Consider the following 20,704-nt stretch of genomic DNA (forward strand, 5'->3'; position numbering starts at 1 on the left):
GGTCAAAAGAACCGTTTTGCTTAATCCGCTGATTAAGTTTTAATTACCGTCATTTGCTCTCCCTTTTCTAAATGACTGCTGTTTCCTTCAGATATTCATTGGTCTTTTGATTAGTATACGTATTAAATACAAGATCTTCATTTTTAGCATATTGGTATTTATCTATCAATTGTATAGGAATTGGTAGCAACGGAATGTAAGACATTACATCAGTTTTCTTTCTTTTGATAAATATCCAAGAGTTACCATCATTCATTTTTTGAATATTGTCTTTTCGTAAATGGCAAATCTCAGCGAATGACAGGCCGGTGTAACACGAGAAAATGAATAAGTCTTTTACCAAAGTTAAGCGTGGTGTTTTAAATTGTTTTTTCCAGATACGGTCTATTTCCTGTTTAGTGAGATAAACAGGCTTCTTTTTATCAAATTGATATGTATAGAATAAGAAAGGATTGGATGGTATCACCCGTATCTTTTCTGCGTATATTAAGACAGCCTCCAGTTTTTGCATAAATTTCTGTGCCGTATCATTGGCACAATCATGCTTTTCCCTGAGGAATAAATAAAATTTCTCTAAAAACCGTAGGTTTATTTTCTCTAGCGGAATATCTGACGAGTTATATTTTTCCTTGATAAAGTTTTGCAACCGACGCCAGGTTAATTCATATCTATAATAAGTTTCTTTTGTTAGGTTTTTGCCGATCCGAGATTTCAAATGTTTCAGTTGTTCTTCAAATTGATATCCTAACATATAGTAGTCTTCTGGAGTTAAATAGGCATTTTTGACCATCAGAGGGAAGACCTTTCCGTATTTGTCTAATAATTTTCGATAATGATTATGCAAATCAAAACGGATAGTGATTAAATGATCATTAACCTGCCGTGCTACAATAGTCCGCCCGGAAGCACTTCCGTTTTTCTGATTCCAGAGATGTGGAAGGATCTCTAGTTTTGTACTAAACTGAAGATACTCCCCATCTATTGTTATTCGCACCATAATGGAGCAATATCCATTCTGTTTGACTTCATTCTTCTTGATAAAAAATAAGATATTAAATGTGCTTTTCATTTTTTATGCTGTGTACCACATTAATAACAATAAATTCATACCTAGAAATTATTAATCTTCTAAGTATGTTTTAGATTTATTCTAATAGAATGTATGTTTATAATGTTGTGTTAATCAATTGTTTTTAGTTTTTAAGTTTTAATTATTTATCAGTTAAATCATATTCATCTAATTATCTGCATATTAAGAAAGTAGTAGTAGAGTAGTCGAATAGTTACATTTTGACGACACTTAGTTCTGGTCAATAACGGATTCGAACCTGTGTCCCCCTCATAAAATTTGTTAAAACGTAGACGATATTTCTTTGACATGCCCTGTTTTACATGAGAATCAGGAGCAAAAAAGTAGTAATACAAATATAGGTTCTGTTCCATATAAAAACAAATAATTTTATATCTTTTTTCTGATATTTAATATATTAAGAACATCTTATTATTCATATCTATTTTATAGGTATTATGCTATGTAGGTCTTTTTTAACAGATAAAATACCCATTAGAAAGTTAATATCACCGTTTATTCTATGATTCCTGATTATAATATTACAATAGTATTATTTCATCTATTGTTGCTATATCAGAAAAGATTGAGCAATCGAAAGAGATTAGATAGACTAATAAGTATATAAACTTTGACCAAGCTTGCCTGATAAAGAATATTCAAAATGTTTTTAAAGAAAAAGATATTGCTTGTCCAGATAGAGTCATTGCAACTTTGTCAGAATCTGATACAATGGTTCAGTATCTGCATAGGGATGGGGATATTGAAATTATATAAAGATAATTCATCTTTATAAGAACATTACGAACATTAAATATCAAGGCTTTGATTCTTCCATGAAGATGTATAATGAGAGTAAAATATTTCAGGATTCTATCCAAAATCTTGGAGGTATTGCTGAAAGGCAAAATTCATCCAATCATTTTTTCTTTATGATGCAGCAGTTTTATGATATGATTGCTTTTATATGATAGATTAAGTAAAATGGTTCTTTAGGACAATAGAGAATAAACATATAAAAAAGCAAAATTGACGGTACATTTAGCTACCAAACCATCACCGGAGCATCTCTGTTAAATTAATATTTATCCCTCACTTATGCAGCAGTTTAGATCATATACATAGCACCGAATAACGCTAACTAAATTAAAATTGAAACAAAAAATTAGAGTGATAGCAAGAAGTACATTCAATATTTTATTCTATCTTAAAATATACAAATTGATTACAACTCTCAAATTAACAAAATGTTAGTTAGGTTTCTAGAAAACTTAGGTAACAATTTGAAAAACGTTCTTATTTGGGCATTTTGCGATGCAATATTCTCATATAATTCCGCATAAGAGTAAGCTATTTCTTGAAATATCCAATATATATCCTTTTTATTAGATAAACATCTATCTTATAAAAAGAGCGGATAAGGCAGCACTTTTAAAGAAAATACTACTCGAAGCTTGGTATAGGTATGGTGATTCTCAGTTAAACCCAAAGGGCTTGGTATTGCCGTTTCGTGCTTGAAATATACCTTGTGTCAAATATATAAAATCGTCCAAATTGAAAATATTATGTATTAAAAAGGCAATATCAGAAAGTTAATTAGTTTAGTAGGAATAAGACATCTTTTTCTCATTTTAACATAAAGACTATAGTAACAATTCCAATAACAACTAATCCACTAATAGAGAATAGGATCGTTTTAATCATCTTAATCTCTTTATCTTGTTGATTAAGCCGCTGTATTAATAATACATGATTGTCTGATGATTTCTTTTCCATTGATTCTTTAGCCTCATTAAATGCAGTATTAACAGCCTTTATGTTCATATCAATAGCAGATAGTCTTGTTGGAAAGTTAACTGTTTCTAAAGTCTTAACTAAATTGTCTGTTGCCTCTACAATTTTTCTGTATTGCTCTAGTAGTCGTTTAGTTTCAACAAGCTTTTCTTTGTTTATTGCGTCTATTCTATTTCCTGTAGTTTCAAAGTTTAAAACTCCATCATTAATTTGTATTTCGGTGTTTTTCTTTAGATCATTTACATATTGTTTATAGAGATTGAAAATCTTATCTGTATAGACTGCATAATTTTGCTGAACAATTTCAAGCTCCATTATAATTCTATCTGAATTGCCTTTTGCATCCTCAATATATTGAGTTGCAGATTTTAATTTTTCGAGTTCTTTTTGGAGCAACCCCAATTGCTCATTAATCTTTTGGTCAATCATAATTTCCTTCAAATTTATTATTAAAGTTTGTCAGCCAATTAGAGTGCAAATTAAGATATAAGACACTTTCTACATCCTCAATTTTTTCAACGGCTTTCAAATCAAATCCGTTTATTTTTTGTTTAAATATATCAACCTTTTGTTTTATCGACTGAATATCGCCTTTAGTTGTTTCTTGTACTTTCAGGAATCCATTTACAAAATCAATTTGGGCTTCTTTTATAAAGTTTTCATTCTCCCTTTCAATGAGAATTACAGAAAAGGATTTGAGAAGAATAAAAACAAAGTTATCGGGGCGTTGTACTAAAAGCCGAGTTGTTGCTCCTCTCAAATGTTTAAAATTATTGATCTCGCCAACTTCTGTTCTTACCAAATCCATATATTTTTCTACGATTGAAAAATCTGCTTTCAAACCTCTATCAGTATCACAGGGCAAGTATTGAGGTCTTGCATATTTTGAGTTCATATACAAATCAATAAATTCTTTGAATTTTTGACTTCCTTTTTCTTCAAGTCCGATTGCACAGGCTTCTTCCATTGCATCAATAGCTGCCTTTCGTTGAATGGCCGTTTCTTCATAAACAAACTTTATCAAAAAGCCCAAGCATTTTTGAATTTCGGTATTACCCTTATAGAATGGCAGTCGTTCCAGTTTTTCATCTGTTTTTTCAGGGCTGTTGTATTGCAACAGATACTCTTTCAGCTTTTGCGTATAATGTCCGTTAGGTTTCTTAGTTATGTATGCCGTTATGGTTTTTGAATTGTAGTCAACTGTATAATCGTCTACAACTCCAATGATAGATAGCCTGTAAATAGCTTTGTATGTATCTTCTTCGTTCCTGATTTGAGTAAATAAATTATGAATGGTCGGTTTTAGGTTTTCGGGTATTGAAATGGCTTGTCTTTCATTTGCCTTCTCAAATTGCTTTTCCAAGTTGGTAATAAATTCATCTTTATCATTGCAAAAATTCTGTGCTTCTTTTACCATTCTTTCGGTAAACGTAATACTATTATCTGTAAGATATTTTGCAATTCGTTCAATTACATTGTTTATAAAAGGAATGATTATTTGAAAATCATCTTTTGAATTTGTGTCCGATAATAGTTTTTCAATTCCCGGCTGCGATTCAGCTTCTGTGAATTGAGTAAGCCACGAAAAAGCAGTTAGTCCGCTTGGTTTTTCCGTTAATATGATATTCTGAATAAAGTTAGCAATTTTACTTGCCTCTGGCTGCGAATTTTGAGTAGGATAGAAAGGTAGGTTATCTCTATCTAAATAAATACTTCCAAAGTTCTGATTTATATACAAAACTTGTCTACTTGTATTTCCTGTTATTGCGTTAAGTCTGACAGAAACCGAGAACTCTTCAAAAACAAGCTCTTCTATGTAATTTATAATTCTGTGAGAAGGAAACTTTATTTCGGTCAGAAGTTCAGCTAACAGGCGTTTTTCTTTTGAAATTCCTTTAAAGTTGTTTCTATGGAAACTTTGCAAGATATCTTTGTCAATAGAAACAGTTCTTTCTTCAATTACTTCTGCTATTTCTCCATCTTCCGATACCGCTTCTGTTTTTTCGGAAGTTGTAACTTCCTGTTTGTTGAACAGAATCAAGCCTAAAGCCAATTTTCTATCACGACCACCACGACCTGCTTCCTGATAGTAGCTTTCAATGGAACTTGGATAATTAAAATGCAGGACATAGCGAATATTCGGTTTGTCTATTCCCATTCCAAACGCCTTTGTTGCTACCAGCAAATCCAAGTCGTGATTAACAAAAGCCGATTGGCTTTTGTCATTCTCATTATCCCTTTCTTTTACTCCGTCACTTCCTAAGAAAGTACCTATTTTAATGTCCTCAAATTGTTTTGATAACTTGCTTGCATTATCCATTACCCCGAAATACCAATTCCTATGCGGACAAAAAACTAAGCCTGCATTGCTTTCTCTGCCTTTTCGCTGATAAAATGTTGTGGGATTGAAGTTTGGTAAGCGTATATCTTTTCCGTTAAAAACTTTTTTAGCTTCTTCTATTATGCTTTCAGTATTGGATAATTCGTCGTAATATTTAGGTATCTGGTTTAGCTCTTGGACTAGCTGATATTGTTTTGCTTCGCCCAATGCTTGTTTATTTCCCCAACCTAAACCGTTTTCAGGTTTGATATCGGCAGTTACATCAATTATTTTAAATTGAATTTCTGGGCGATCTAATTTTTCAAGCCTTATGATTGCTGCTTCTTCGGGAATATCAAGTTCTCGTTGAATGTCAGAAAGAACGTCATATGATGCTGTAGCTGTTAAAGCGAAGAAAGGTAAACATTTTTTGTCTTTTGCAATGCAATAATTTCTTGCATTGTCACCCAAACGCAAATATGAGGTTCTAAAATCGTGTCCCCATTCTGAAACACAATGTGCCTCGTCAATTACACAATAACTGAAATAATGATTATTCAAGTTGCTTGTTTCCAAAAGTTCTTTTCTAAATGTATTGTCCTGCAATCTTTCAGGCGAAACAAAGGCAAAGATAGTTTGTGCTTTTTTGATTTTCTCTAATGCGATTTTTCGTTGCTTTTGATTTAAGGAAGAATTGATGTAAACAGCTCCGTCAATTCCGTTTTTTAATAGTCCTTCAAATTGATCTTTCATTAACGATTTAATCGGATCAATGATTATAGTCATTCCAGGTTGCAACAAAGATGTAAGTTGATAAGTCAAAGACTTCCCTGAGCCTGTTGGCAACAACCCTATTACACTAAACCCTTGAATTGCTCTGTTAATGATTTCGACTTGCCCTGCTCTAAAACTTGTTTTTCTGAAAATCGTTTGGACAAGTTTTTCTAATACTTCAACTTGTTTCTTATCCTCAATGAAAATGTTTTTTTGAGTATTCTTTTCCCCTAGTACTTTATAAGAAATTAAACTCGTAGTTTTAAAGTTTCTTACAGTTTTTGGAGAATGAACAGAGCGTATTAAAACCTTTGTTATCGCATTAATACTATCATTTATTTTAGTTAAACCACTTCTTTGAAGAATAGAAATATCAATTAGCAAATCATATTTCTTGTTTTTATCAATATTGTTTGTTGAACGAAGCTTTGCGTTAGCAAATCTTTCGTTTCTTTCAACAAATACATTGATTTTGGGTAGTTTTTCTGTATCGCCTTTTAATTTAAGAAGACAGCTTATCAATTCTTCAAAATCTTCTATTGCTAAATCACCACAAGGAATGTCTCGCTCAATTATGGCAATGTCCCATCCACTAGCATTGATGTTTAGTATACCTTCAAAAAGTAAATGAATAAGTGTCTTTTCAATTCGTGCTACGGCAAAAGGAATTAAGGATAACTCCAATGCTGTCAATCCCTCTTTTTCGTTATAAAGCGGATTTTCAAAATTTTGCTTTAGAAAATTAAAAAATTGTTCGTTTTCAAATTGCTTGATTGGACTTATTTTGCTCTCAATACTTTCCCATTCGCTTGTTTTAATTCTTATAGCCTTTCCCCATTTTGCTTTTTCTGTTGCATTATCTCTGTCTACGTCAATGAGATTTTGCGGGTAGTTTTCATGTTGGCTTCCGTCTATTTCAATTACAAAACCTCTTTGCCCCTTAATCTTGTATGGGAATTCAACGGAAAAGTCTAATCGTTGTTCATTGAATATTTTAATCGTCCCATTTAAGTATTTTTCAACTTCATCTTCTGTTATGGTTGAAAATCGCAAAACATTTTCTAACTCTCGTTGCGTTTCAAGTAACTGAACCCAAATAGGCGAAGCGTATTTGGGTAATTGCTCGTACAAAAAGTTTTCTTCAAAAAGACTCCCTAAATTTTCCCAAGTATTGATTTTTTGCTTAGAAATACCGTGATTATTCAAGTTTGGATCTATAATATGTAACGCACGAAAGAGTTTTTCTGTTAGTGTTTCTTCAATTTTTAATTCATGCCGTATAGTTCCGATATCATGCAATTTTTCATCTAGCTCGGTTAAGTTGAATGCGTGTAAGATTTTATTTTCCAAGTAAAGGCTTGGACGTGTTGGTAAACCTCTTGAAATAATATTATGCGCAACAGAAAGTATTTGCTCTAAATTTGAATTGTTTTTATAGTCTGAGGTTGAGCTTACTTCAATATCAAAATAGGAAAGCTGCCTCAAAAGTCCTTCGACCTCTGATGATTTGTAGTCCGATTTCAATTTATCTTTTACGCAATCAAGTATATATCCTGCTTGAAGTTGAATCATGGCGGTATGCGAATTTATTTGAATAGCTATAATATTATTTTCTCAATTATAAACTATCCCAGAACTCTGGACTTTGTTGATCCATATCTAAGTTATCGTTATAATATGAATTATCAAATGCTGAGTCCCAATCTGTATCATAATTACAACTGTCATTAAATGAATTATCAATCTCTTGATCTTTAAAAAGGGGGACAAGAATATCAAACCCGTTAAGTTTAAATTCATTTGCAACTCCTTCTTTCCAATATGATGCATAATACGCCTCATCGGATAACGAAATTCTGTTGGCGGAAGCTATATTATGTATCGTGTCTAAACTAACAAAAAAGTCAGATTTCTTAATTAAGTTTTCATTTATGAAATTGAAATCAGCTTGTACTGCTTCTATCAAAGTGAGATCCTGATAAATGCCAAAGTCAATAATTGATTTATACTTATATTCTTTCATTTACAATAAAATAATATTTATCAAAACAAATTTAACTAATTTATTTACAAATTACTTATTATGAATTAAATAAATAATCCCTTTCCTGCTTCTGTTCCACCAACTCGGCGATGTACTCTTTCAAATCTTCGTTCTTGGCATACAAATCACTGTAATACTGCAAGCTAGATATATACCTTGCATCCGAACCGTCTATACCTCGTTGTAGCCCGCATTTTGCGATTGGTCCATTCACTCAACTTTCCCTCGGCTTGTATGCGCTGCATAATCTTCGGGTGTACCCGACAACGTAACCTGCAACGCCAGAATTGCTTGTGGCTTATTTTCCGTTTCTCCCTGCGGTCTCTATCCGATGGCGTGTGTTCTGTTCTTGATCCTATCAGGATAAGGAATAAGGTTTTCTATTGAGGTGAGTGCGCAACTTATCAGCATTTGCGAGGTTTCCCGTCGGCTCTATGTGGGCAGTAGTTCTGACATCTTTTTCTTTCGGATTTTGTATATGTAATACGACAAATCCTATAACTTTAATCTGATTTGGAATTAGCTAATACCATACGTTTTTGCGTTTATTATAGCGGATATTAATAGTGTTTCCGCTTACTTACTGCGGTCATTAAACCTCTTGGGATGTTTAGAGGAGTCGAACCCATCGGCTTATTAGGGCATTTTTAGCGTAGATTTACGAAGCATTAAGAAAATAACCTAAGTAATTAGCGCTATTAAATAGCACATTGGAGTAACTGCAGTTAATACTATCCTTTTCATTTACAAAATTATTCTTAATTGATTTATTTACTGCTATAAAAAAAGATAAAAACTGAAAAACACACATATAAACAAAATATCGATTCGTATCGGGTAACAATTAGGAAACCGTTCGCCTACTTTACTATGCTTTATTTGTCTTTTCTTCGATTGGTGATAGGACGAAAAAAAATATATAATACTGATAATCAAACAAATTACCAGATTATTCAAAATTCGTATGTTCTGGGTGATATTCTACCTGAAAAGAACAATTTGAAAGAGGGAAAAGCTCCTGTAATGGTAAGAATCACCATAAGCAGCACCACCCAATCTTCTAGACTTATCAACTTATACAAAATCATGAATCAAATTAGTCTGAGGAATGTGAGACCGATCAACATTCTATTTTGTAAAAACCATTGATAAAGAAATTAATATATTCTATTTGAAGTTTTGTTTAGATGATAGTTTAATAGATAAGCAGGTTATCTTAAAGTATACTCCACATAAGGATGATGACAATGATGATTTCCCGAGTGGACGACCCTCAATTAACACACCTTGTCCAATATCCTATATCGAATTAAATAAAAATGATTACCATAAAATACTTATTGGCTTTTGGTATTTTATTCTATTCTTCCAAAATGATGCTTTTGTAATTTAAAGTAGTAGATCATCTAGTTATATTTCAATTATGATAGGTTTATTAGCCATCATGTAATTTTGATCTAATATACTTCTATTCGCAGAAAATGTTCTGTCATCTTCATATGTACCATAAGCTTCATGTATATGACCAAATAAATGATATCGAGGGCTAATTGATTTTACCTTTTTGGACAAATTTTCGCACCCAATATTTAGGCCTGATTTTATCAAATCAAGAACACCAAACGGAGGGCCATGTATAATCAGAATATCTGTATTTTCTAATATCCTATCCCAATATTTAGATATTTCCTTACCCCGATCTCGGTTAAATGCCCAGTTAAAGAATGTTGGTGTAATGGGTGCCCCCCAGATGTTGATTCCTTCTATAGTTATTCCCGAATTACATAGGTAGTAAGAATTTAGTGATAGTATTTTTTGAATTCGATCTACGGATTCATCCTCAAAGTAGAAATCGTGATTGCCTGCAATAAATATTTTATATTGATAGTTTTGCTTTGAAAACCAATTAATAAAATCTTCTATTTCATGTTCTTCTCCTCGTGAAGAAACATCTTCAGCTTTCTGTGCTGTCCGTGTGTATCTGATACAAATAATATTTTCATTGCAAGGCTATAAAACTATTTATTTTATTGACTAATATATCGTTTCCAACTAAATTTTTGATTAGAGATTTCGGAATAGAGTTTAATCCAAATTTCAAACCCAATAATGCTCCCGTCACAGCTCCATTTGTATCAGCATCACCACCTTTTTCTATAATAGTCCTTATACCAGAATAAAAATCAGAGGAATAGTTATAAGCCCACAATGCGGCACTCAGGGTTTTGAGTGTATAGCCAATCTTACCGTATTCGTCCAATGCAAGAGCATTGATATTATTTTGGTATGCCAATTCGATATACTCCGTAGTACGAGAGTTGTACTCATTAGCTATACTGAGAATATCTGATTTTAGAACTACCTGATTAGCCAAATGCCGATGAACAATATAAGTAATAATAACACAAGAAGCCATGCAACGCGGATCGTAATGTGTAAGCTTACATACCTTCGGTATTAGATTTAACGTCTCCCCAATCGGTATAATGCCAGCAACCAAGTATTGCCGTTCGCATGATTGCACTATTAGTGGCACTCTGCCTGTTCGACATATTCCAAACTAGTTTAGAGGCTTTAAATGGATTATCAACATAATCGCCCAATGATAATACATTAAGGGTATGCCTCCCGATACCAATACCAATGGTTTGTTTCCAGAAAACAAAACGTGTGGCTATATCTGTCAGGTTTATAGCTTTGTGTTCAACAATACTATCTAAAACACAAAGCATCTGATCAGTGTCATCGTCCATGCTCCTTTTTGCCACAAGCTAAGATGCCTGTCTTCTATTATATCTTCATATGCACGTATTCCGTTTGGATAAAAGTGTCTTACTTCTTCTTCGGTCATAAATTCGGAGACAAGCCCTAGTGCGTCACCTATGGCTTGCCCGAATATGAGTGATTTGATACTATCTATATAGAATTATAATAATCCTTCTATTTCCAGAACTTTTTGATATAATTTTTTAGTTTTCAGATTAAGATCATTCAAGTCCTTCGCTATGTATATATAGCGGTTCCAATACTCTTGCACCCAGAAAAAACCTTCATTCTCTAAATTCAGTTTTTCAAAATATGCTTGATAATTTCTTGATCTTTGAAAGATACTTAATTGATATGCATATTCATCAGAATCTCCAAGCTTTAGGTAATGAATATCTATAGAAATATTATTACTGGTTTTCTTCTCTAACTCCAAATATAAGCAAGGAAAATCATCTGTGCCAGATGGGCTATAATAGTTAATTTGAAATGGAGCAAACTTTTCTTCCATATCTTTATATTTCAAGAATAAAGCATAAGACCGATATTCAGCATGTGCTCCGCTCATTCTCTCCTTCTGTAATAGGTAGATTTTATCCTCATCCTCCCATCGAGCTAACTTGTAAGATCCACAATATTCTAATACACGCTGATCTTCAATAAATATTTTTCGCCAGTCACCATTATCAAGTTTAGCCAAGTTCATTTTCATTACATCACCCAGAGATTTGTTCAGATGATGTAAATCAAATAGGTTATGATCAATTAAGGATTTTAAAACATTTCGTCTAGCTACAGTTCTATCTTTGTCTTGCTCGTTTAGCATACGCTTCCAGCTTATATCACGATCATTATTAACTAAAAAACTCCAATTTCTACCTCTCTGAAATAGGTAATCATCGAATGAAAGGATTGTCCTTTCGAATAAGAAGTTGGGAATATTATCGTTTAACCCTTCTCTATTGAATATAGTTTCACTCGCACTTTTGTATTTATCAAATATTGGGATAAGAGATTCAAGATCACAGTTTGATGCATTATTGAGATCTATTCCAGAGAAGTTTAATAAGAAGTCAATCTGACCTAAAAAATATTTATGTTCTTCACTTTCTCTTATTTTTTTTGTCAATTCTTGATTATCTCGCAACAATAGGCAAGCCTTTATTCGCTCCTCTTCAATCTGTTGCCCATTAAATCCGTCTATTGAATTATTTGGATCGCTAAAATAATTCAATATATTATCAACTTTTATCAGCTTGTCAACTGAAAGAATAGAGTGTTTGAAATCGTTAAAATCATTAAATTGCCTGTTCTCTGCCAAATTACGAATTATACGCATCCATTGAAAAAACTCCTTGCGTATAATATCATTATCTTTCAGATTAATCCCATGCTTTTTTATGAATTGAGTAAAAGCATAGAATAGGACACGTGCCTTGTATGTCGCATTACTATTTATAAAAGTATCGAATAATGTTATTTCACGACCATTTTTTTCTTTAAATACAGATGAACTGATATTGAAATCAAGCTCCTTCAAGTTATTCAAATATTCGTCGATAAGAAATATATTTTGTCCATTTTCTTTGTAAACAAAATTTCCCAATATTGATTCAATCGTTTCGAAAACCTTTTTCGTAAATACACCTATTTTTTTATAAATGTAATTTGGTATTTCTTTAGTACTATCATTTAAGATGTTGATAAAAGCAATATTCAGATTATCTACATTCTTAAGAAAATCAGCTATTACATAATCTTTCTTTATATTATCATCAATAATTAATTCATTAGCTATTAAATGAATGGATAATACACTTTTGAAAAAATGAATGTATTGATCATCTATTTCATAGAGCTTGTCATCAGCTTTATTGCGATACTTCCAAAACAAGTCCATCCATGCACCATCTATATTCTCTTTCCATCTTTCTGAAAATTTGTCATTCACTCCATATTGCAAATCTATTTCTTCATCAAGGAAAGACTTAAAGTTTTCAAACTCTGTCAAAGCCTTTCCTCTGGCATTCATTTTTATATAAAGTTCGTCCGTCAATGCAAAATCATCCAAATACAATAATTGGAAAGTGACAGGAGCATTTTCGGATGTCAAACGATTCCAGAATATTGACCGCTCCTCTTCCGAATAATCTTTAAATCTCAGATGAATAGCATCAATCATCACTAGCATGGCTTTTATAGTAGGATCATAATTCCATGACTGCGAATACCAAGAAGTATCTTTTATACAATCTGTCAGATTTGGTACTGAATAATTTATTGTATAGTTTACTAGTTCATTACAGAAAAGGCGAGAGGAAATACGAGTTTCGTAAGTAAATCGAGACTCATTTTTCGAATTACAAAATACAGTTCGGTCTGTAGATAAGTACCAATAAATAAGAAAAAGAGTAGTTAGTCGCTGTTGTCCATCTAAAGGTATAAAGACATTTTCTTCTTTTCCTTTTTCGTTTTTTCTTATTTGAATTGATCCATATATAAAATCAAGCTCTTTGTTTTTATCATTCACAATCAATTCTATCAATTCATTCAAAAATGTATTTCTTATAGATTGTATTTTTGAATCTAAGCGTCCTTGTGCATAATCTCTTTGGATTTTAGGTACTTCTATAGATGTATCTTTAAATAAAGACCAAAAGCTATTTGTTTCTATTTTATTATTCGGCATTATGTTCATTGTCTCTTATAGGTTGAGGGTAATAGTATTCCAATGTTTTTTGTATTGCATCCAAATATTCGGTCATGTCATCTGCCGTCCATCTATCACTTTTTTGGGGAGTTCTAGTATAATATTTGAGGAAAAGATTTTTGGTGCAAATTGGTATAAATGTACCTGCTTTATCTTTGCTTATTATTATGTTTCTTTTAGTTGGGAACAAGGCATTCTTATATGCTCTATTTGTCTTTGCATCCAAAAGAGTCAAATTAGCGATATTGTCTTTTTCTTCATTCTCAGAGTCTTCGTCCACTAATTTTAGTATTTTATTTTTGAGACTCAGGAAATTATCAAATTTGATGTTGTCTATGTTTTGAATAATATTTTCAATTTCAGTCCCTAGTTCTTCTTTAATAACAGATTCGAGCAAAGCATATTGTAACCATTTTTTTTGATCTTCTTTAGAGGTTAGTTCGTTATCCGTCTGTGAATGAACGTGTTCAATATCCCATTTCTCGGCTTTATATAGGCCAAAAGGGAAGCGATTGATTGGCATTGAATTTAAGTCGTTTTTATATTCAATCTTTAACTCATTATACTGATTGAGTATAGATTCAATATTGAATAGTAGCAAGGTTTCTTTTACACCAGAAGAGGAGTAATTCATCTCTCTAAGTTTAATATTCGGTAGTCTGTTTTTTATTTCAAGTCTTAACCTACTTTTGAAATCAAAGTGTCCTTTACTTTTCTTATAAATATTCAAAATAGAATTAATCTTAGTTCCATAACAAACTAAAAATCCTACATAGTGATATAATTCTTCATTATGATACCAATCTTGTAATATCTGGAAATTCTGACGTACTTTTCTCCATGCATCATGTAGATCAGAAATATTTAAAGAGCTCCAATAGTCATTAGAATCTTTATTTTTCAAATATAGATCTTGAAATTTCAAAAACGAAAAATTTCGATACTGGTCATTTTTCTTTTGTTCATCAGTTTTATTAACTAACAAATCAAATATGAAATCTATTCTTGTACCTTTTTTTTCTTCAGTTTGCTCATTTAAGAAGAACCAAAACCGGTCATCCTGAAACGCATATTCCATTCGATCCCATTCTTGAGCTATCTCATTTTGACGTAGTTGAAATATTGTATTGTCTTCTTTATTATTGTTTGACAGAAATAAGGCTTTAATCAACTCTGAATTTGTTAAAGGAATCTTGCCTATATTCAAACGTTGAAATACTTCTTTTGTATTTATTGTTTCATCTTTTATTTCATACCAGATAAACCTTACATTATTTCCTCTATTTTCTTCATCTGTTGGTTTGGTCAAAATATCTGATATGAAACTTACAACTTCAGATCCATCTTTACTTTCAAGCCATTCTTTTACGACATTATATGCTTTACAAATATGATAGTAGTCTATGTTATCATTTTCCTTCGACAATTCTATATTTTGTAAGAAAGATTCGCTATCATGCCTTGTTTCAAATCTTATACCAAAAGGTTCTTTCTTTAGAATCTTTAATATCTCTGGCACGCAGGATAAAAGAATTAGTATGCTAGTCAGCCTTTGTTGACCATCAATAACCTCCCACTCACCATCTCTTATCAGTTCCGTATCCTTTTTCCTGTTTTTTACAACGATTGGCTGTAGACAATAAAATTCTTTTCCATTAGCGACCTCTCCTCTGGACACCCTCTGTTTAAAAGTCCAGAGATCATTTAGTAGCTCATTCATCTGTTGTTCAGTCCATCTATAACCTCTCTGATATGAGGGAATATAGAATTTACACCCCAACAGTTCATTTACCGATTTAAGATCAATTACATTTTTTCCCATTTATTATTGTTTATATGTATTACACATTGTATTAACTAGTTCTTTCATTTCCTCTCTAAACCACTTCGGTTCTAACACCTCAATTTCTGCACCTATCGACAGTAACTCTTTCTTGAAGTCGAAAGTTGGTTTTATGTAATATTCGAAGATTATTGCATCATTGCTTACGTCAATTTCTCTTTGTGAATGATGTAGAGGCAATCCTCTTAAATATTTCGCCTGATAAGAATTCGTCTTCATCTTAACCGTACATGGCTCAATCTTTTCATCATTAATAATACCATAACAATTATAGAAATATTCTTCTGGATTGAAATCTTTAGGATAGTCAAATCTATTTTGAGTAATAGATAGTTGTTGGATTCTATCCAAAGCGTATATCATAATGCGCCCCATCCCCTCACTGTAAGCAATAAGATACCAACGTTGTTTGAATATCTTTACCAAGTAAGGTTCTATTTCGAATGTACTGGCATGATCTTTCCAATAGCTTTGATATGTGATTTCTAGTTTATAGCTATCACGCATAGCCTCAATTATCGGAGTCAAATGTTGTTGCCCTGATGGGATTTCTTCAAGTTGTATTCTATTTCTTAGCTTTTGACTCTCACTAATCAGATTGTTAATCGTAAATGTGTTTAGCAACCAATTACGCATACTTCCATTATCTAAATCCTCTGAATTTTCAATATAATACCGATAACTGTCTTTAGCATCGCATACAATAATTATGTCAAAAATTTCTTCAATAGTATCCTTATGGTTATGAAAGGTCTTTTTAGGAAGGCTATTTCCATCAGACAAAGAACTTCTTTCCCATTTATCATTGATTTCGTCAAAGGTAATTCTCCCTGCTTGGAAAATCGTATCAACGAGCCAAATGTATCGTTTAAATAAGTCTTTTGCCATAATCTATAGTAAGTGGGTTGCTATAATTGCGCATGCTTCGGCATCAGCTAAAGCGTGATGATGGTTTTCTAAATTATATCCAAAATATTGAGCTACTGTATTTAATCTATGGTTTTCCAAATTCGGTAATTTTTGCCTTGCAGCACGCAATGTGCAATGAAAGTCAAAATCGGGATATACAATTTCATATGATTCGTATATAGCTTTTAAGCAACCTGAATCGAATGGACTATTATCTGCCACAAAAGGTAAACCTTTAGTCTTTTCCAATATTTCAGACCAAACATCAAAAAAAGAGGGGGATTTTATAGTATCATAATAGTTTAAGCCGTGAATATCACTAGTCCAAAAGCTATAATAGTTTGGGGTTGGCTTTATCAAGCTGTAGATACGATCTGTTATTATCCTGTTTTCTATAACAATAAGGCCAAGACTGCAAATACTACTTCTTTTAGTATTTGCAGTCTCTAAATCTATGGCAACAAAATTTTTCATAATAAAAGCTAGTGCGTCTTATTATTTCTTTATTAATTTAAACCAATCATTATTTTTGACCCATTTTACTTTATTTTCTCTATCTACCTTGAAAACAGTAACATCTGCTTTTTTTGCATTATCAACAAAAAACACTTTCAAATCTGCTCTGTAATCTTTATCAACCAAATACCATAATGCGTCACCTTTTGCTTTATAGTCTTTATCTACTTCAAAATACAAAAGATCAGCATCACGATCTCTATTTACTAAAAATACTTTCAGATTAGCATTTCTTTCCTTGTCTGTTATAAATACTTTTGCCATAATGAGTTTTTAGACAAAACACACCTACTCTTTATCGGTTTTCGGTATCTCCGTTTGCGTTTGTGTATAAGAAAGGACGCAACACCATTTCAATTATTCAATCGGTAGGCTCTGGTAAGCCTGAAATCAAAATAAGTGAAAACAGTCCGCGCCCTTATATGGGTACAAACATGCTTAGACTTATTATTCTTGATTTCTTTAAATTTACCAGATTTACCGATCAGAACAACAATCTACACATCTGTTAGCATTCTTCTAACATTTTTATATTCTACAAATCTAATCATAAAAAAAGAGATGTTAAACAGAATTTACCAGAATACACGGACTGTTTTAGAATACAAAAAAAAATCGATGCTGAGCCAAAATAGGGCAGAGGTATAAAATGTTTGAAAAAAAAATTAAATCAAGACCTTTATTTATCTTTTGTGGAGGTTATCCAGTATATGCAAAACAGCGAAAATAAAGGCTAAAAGAGAAGATGCTTTATATCCATTATATGAGTTTTTTTAGATAATATCAATCAAGGGTTGGAACAGAGTATTAACTTCCACCATGAACTATTCCATCCAATTAAAATCGGATGGAAATGCTTAAAGATGTCATTAGGGAGCCGTTTTCACGTAAAGAATATATGACATACTAAAGATATCTCTGTGACAGCTAGCTTGGATCTAAAAAAGCTGTAAAGGATAAAGCTCTTGTAGTAAAAGATGATAAAATAAAGGCTGTTATAGGCTTAACAAATAAGCATACAATATACACATCACTTTATTTGTCACTCAAAACGACATATAATTACATTATTATTTAATTTCTCAATAAATAACATTGCTCTGAATGACTCCATTTTACTAAGCTTAATTTATACTTCAATCAAACCTTATATTATCTTGAGCTTTCTCCATATCCCTCATTATACTGCTATCTAAGATTTGAGCGTAATGACGTGTCATTTTAGTATCAGAATGCCCCAACATTTTAGCAACATTCTCTATGGATACACCATTGGCAAGCATAAGGGTCGCAAATGTGTGCCGGGCTGTGTGGAAAGGTAGTGACAATAACGTGACTAGTAGAATAATGCAATAAAAACTCAAATCGCTGTATTTCACACTATTATATTTTACTAGATACGCAAAGCACTATAGAATACAGAAGCATTTCAGTTACCAATTCGTTAGCTATATAGTTACCGAACTAAATAGGTAACCAAGTGCAGAACAGAGATTTTCTACCAGATTCTTTTTCTTTGGTTATCAGCATTTTGCATAGCAGAGAGCACTTGTATAACTGGTAACTTTGTCGGCAAAGAATTGCCGGCAAAGTCCACAAATGATAAGTGTTATGAAAAAAGAAAAGTTCAAGGTTTTACTCTACCTGAAAAAGAGTAGTTCTAATAAATCAGGAAAGACACCCATTATGGGACGAATCACAGTTGGCCGATCAATGGTACAGTTCAGTTGTAAACTTGCCTGTGATGAAAATTTATGGAATCCCCGTGAAAGCCGTCTGAACGGTAAAAGTAAAGAAGCTGTAGAAATCAATGCCAAGTTAGATAACGTATTATTGGCTGTAAATACAGCTTATAATTCTTTGATTGGACTAAATCAGCCTTTCGATGCTGAAACTGTTAGGAATCTGTTTCAGGGAAGTATGGATACACAAATGACGCTATTAAAACTTTTTGACCGCCACATCGAAGAAGTAAAAGCACGTATAGGCATAGATGTATCTCATCGCACCCTTCCAAATTATCTTTATACCCGAAAAAGGTTGGCTGCATTTATAAAGAAAAACAGCAACTCTTCAGATCTTGCTTTCAGTCAATTAAACGAACAGTTTATTCGCGAATTTCAGGATTTTCTTATACTTGAGGAAAAACTTGGTGTAGAAACTGTACGGCATTATTTAGCTATATTAAAAAAGATATGCCGTATTGCCTTTAAGGAAGGACATTCCGATAAGCATTATTTTGTGAATTATCCTCTACTCAAGAAGAAAGAAAATCCTCCGAGAGCTCTTAGCCGCGAAGATTTTGAAAAAATCCGAGACCTGGAAATTGAAGAACACCGTTGGTCTCATATCACTACTCGGGATATGTTTCTTTTTGCTTGTTATACCGGTACAGCTTTTGTCGATGTAGTAGCTATAACAAATGATAATCTTTCCAGAGATGATGACAATGCCCTATGGCTCAAATATAATCGTGGTAAAAACGGCAAGCTTAGCCGGGTAAAACTATTACCAGAAGCAATCGCCTTAATAGAGAAATACAGAAATAAATCAAGAGAAACCCTATTCCCTAAAATGGAATATAATACTTTGAAATGGAATCTACAAAGTATACGTAAAATCACGGGAATTCAAGGACCATTAACATATCACATGGGACGCCACTCTTTTTCCAGTTTAATAACTCTTGAAGCAGGTGTTCCTATTGAAACAGTATCTAAAATGCTTGGACATGGGGACATAAGGACCACTCAGATATATGCACGTGTTACTCCTAAGAAACTTTTCGAAGATATGGACAAGTATATTGAAGCAACCAAAGATTTAGAACTAATCCTTTAAAATCTACTAAAATCACTGAAATTAATTATTAAAACAAAACGATTATGCGCAGTACATTTAATATGTTATTTTATATCGACCGTAATAAGGTAAAGGCGGACGGTACAACCTCAATATTTTGTCGTATCTCTATCGACGGTAAGCGAACGGCTATCACAACAGGATTATTTTGTAATCCAGAAGATTGGAATACCAAGAAAGGAGAAATTAAAAAAGAGAAAGAAAACAGACAATTGCTAAGGTTCCGCAAACATATAGAACTGACCTATCAGAATATACTCAAAGAACATGGTGTTATCAGTGCAGAACTTCTTAAAAACACAGTTACTGGTTTAAACAATGCTCCGACCACGTTATTAAAAGCTGGTGAAGAAGAACGAGAGCGATTACGAATTCGCTCAATTGAGATAAACTCTACCTCCAGCTATAGACAATCAAAAACTTCACAAAATAACTTACATGAATACCTCCTTAGCTTGAATAAGAAAGATATTGCTTTTACAGATATTACCGAAGATTTTGGAGAAGGGTTTAAGCTGTTTTTAAAGAGTAAAGAATATGGTTCTAGATATATCAATCATTGTTTTACCTGGCTGAACAGGCTTATTTATATCGCTGTTGACAGGGAGATACTCCGTTTTAATCCGATCGCTGATGTTCCGTACGAAAGAAAGGAACCAGCCAAGCTATATCATATAAGCAGAAATGAGCTGAAAACAATTATGGAAAACCCCATGTCCGATAAGTTACAGGAATTAACACGCAGAGTTTTTATATTCTCAGCATTCACCGCACTAGCTTATGTGGATGTAAAAGGGCTATACCCCCATCATATAGGACGTACAGCTGAGGGCCGTCCTTATATAAGAATATATCGAAAAAAGACAGGAGTTGAAGCTTTTATTCCATTACATCCCATCGCTGAGCAAATTATAATGTTATACAACACGGTCGACAATGCAAAACCTATTTTTCCACTACCGAATAGAGACAGGATATGGTACTGCATTAATGAAATCGGATTTCTTGCAGGTGTTAAAGGCAATTTAAGCTATCATTGCTTAAGACACAGTGAAAACTTTTTTTAGCTATTAATCAACAGATTACACGACCTTCGT

14 protein-coding genes and 2 pseudogenes are annotated in these 20,704 nt (G+C 32.6%); 2 read left to right on the forward strand and 14 right to left on the reverse strand.

The genetic code is table 11. The features are described from left to right. Window positions 1-67: 67 nt before the first annotated feature. From PKC55_RS17445 to PKC55_RS17510, 14 genes and pseudogenes are all read right to left on the reverse strand, one after another. On the reverse strand, window positions 68-1,069 hold the full coding sequence (locus PKC55_RS17445) for a phage integrase SAM-like domain-containing protein (protein ID WP_324373606.1): 1,002 nt from the start codon (window positions 1,067-1,069) through the stop codon (window positions 68-70). A 1,626-nt stretch (window positions 1,070-2,695) separates the two neighbouring features. After that, window positions 2,696-3,292 (reverse strand): hypothetical protein, encoded by a 597-nt coding sequence (locus PKC55_RS17450; protein ID WP_324373607.1) that lies wholly within the window; start codon window positions 3,290-3,292, stop codon window positions 2,696-2,698. Then, window positions 3,285-7,529: a DEAD/DEAH box helicase gene (locus PKC55_RS17455; protein WP_324373608.1), complete on the reverse strand. Its 4,245-nt coding sequence runs from the start codon at window positions 7,527-7,529 to the stop codon at window positions 3,285-3,287. The genes PKC55_RS17450 and PKC55_RS17455 overlap by 8 nt, the downstream gene beginning before the upstream one ends. A gap of 46 nt (window positions 7,530-7,575) precedes the next feature. After that, window positions 7,576-7,980 (reverse strand): hypothetical protein, encoded by a 405-nt coding sequence (locus PKC55_RS17460; RefSeq protein WP_324373609.1) that lies wholly within the window; start codon window positions 7,978-7,980, stop codon window positions 7,576-7,578. Window positions 7,981-8,038: 58 nt separating this feature from the next. Then, on the reverse strand, window positions 8,039-8,215 hold the full coding sequence (locus PKC55_RS17465; RefSeq protein WP_324373610.1) for a hypothetical protein: 177 nt from the start codon (window positions 8,213-8,215) through the stop codon (window positions 8,039-8,041). A gap of 1,196 nt (window positions 8,216-9,411) precedes the next feature. After that, entirely contained in the window at window positions 9,412-9,996 is a 585-nt protein-coding gene (locus tag PKC55_RS18235; protein WP_524536949.1) for a metallophosphatase domain-containing protein, read from the reverse strand. Window positions 9,997-10,000: 4 nt separating this feature from the next. After that, the gene (locus tag PKC55_RS17470) at window positions 10,001-10,417 is read right to left on the reverse strand and encodes an ADP-ribosylglycohydrolase family protein (protein WP_324373611.1); all 417 of its coding nucleotides are present in this window, start codon (window positions 10,415-10,417) and stop codon (window positions 10,001-10,003) included. Between the two features lie 25 nt (window positions 10,418-10,442). Then, window positions 10,443-10,921: pseudogene (locus PKC55_RS17475) on the reverse strand (ADP-ribosylglycohydrolase family protein). 6 nt (window positions 10,922-10,927) lie between these two features. Then, window positions 10,928-13,456 carry a GmrSD restriction endonuclease domain-containing protein gene (locus PKC55_RS17485; protein WP_324373614.1) on the reverse strand — a complete coding sequence of 843 codons (2,529 nt, stop codon included), beginning with the start codon at window positions 13,454-13,456 and terminating at the stop codon, window positions 10,928-10,930. Next, window positions 13,446-15,299, reverse strand: coding sequence for a DUF262 domain-containing protein (locus PKC55_RS17490; RefSeq protein WP_324373615.1), 1,854 nt, complete (start codon window positions 15,297-15,299; stop codon window positions 13,446-13,448). The genes PKC55_RS17485 and PKC55_RS17490 overlap by 11 nt, the downstream gene beginning before the upstream one ends. A 3-nt stretch (window positions 15,300-15,302) precedes the next feature. Further along, the gene (locus PKC55_RS17495; RefSeq protein ID WP_324373616.1) at window positions 15,303-16,208 is read right to left on the reverse strand and encodes a helix-turn-helix transcriptional regulator; all 906 of its coding nucleotides are present in this window, start codon (window positions 16,206-16,208) and stop codon (window positions 15,303-15,305) included. A 3-nt stretch (window positions 16,209-16,211) separates the two neighbouring features. Next, the gene (locus PKC55_RS17500; protein WP_324373617.1) at window positions 16,212-16,703 is read right to left on the reverse strand and encodes a 3'-5' exonuclease; all 492 of its coding nucleotides are present in this window, start codon (window positions 16,701-16,703) and stop codon (window positions 16,212-16,214) included. A gap of 21 nt (window positions 16,704-16,724) precedes the next feature. Then, window positions 16,725-17,009 (reverse strand): 7(1) septoil knot domain-containing protein, encoded by a 285-nt coding sequence (locus PKC55_RS17505; protein WP_324373618.1) that lies wholly within the window; start codon window positions 17,007-17,009, stop codon window positions 16,725-16,727. 872 nt (window positions 17,010-17,881) lie between these two features. Next, window positions 17,882-18,070: pseudogene (locus PKC55_RS17510) on the reverse strand (tyrosine-type recombinase/integrase); the annotation flags it as partial. A gap of 286 nt (window positions 18,071-18,356) precedes the next feature. Here PKC55_RS17510 and PKC55_RS17515 point away from each other — a divergent pair. Together PKC55_RS17515 and PKC55_RS17520 are read left to right on the forward strand one after the other, a co-directional pair. Beyond that, on the forward strand, window positions 18,357-19,586 hold the full coding sequence (locus PKC55_RS17515) for a tyrosine-type recombinase/integrase (RefSeq protein WP_324373619.1): 1,230 nt from the start codon (window positions 18,357-18,359) through the stop codon (window positions 19,584-19,586). Window positions 19,587-19,630: 44 nt separating this feature from the next. Continuing rightward, window positions 19,631-20,674, forward strand: a complete 1,044-nt coding sequence (locus PKC55_RS17520) for a site-specific integrase (protein ID WP_324373620.1) — start codon at window positions 19,631-19,633, stop codon at window positions 20,672-20,674. Window positions 20,675-20,704: the final 30 nt, after the last annotated feature.

The organism is Dysgonomonas sp. (assembly GCF_035323175.1).
GTDB lineage: Bacteria > Bacteroidota > Bacteroidia > Bacteroidales > Dysgonomonadaceae > Dysgonomonas.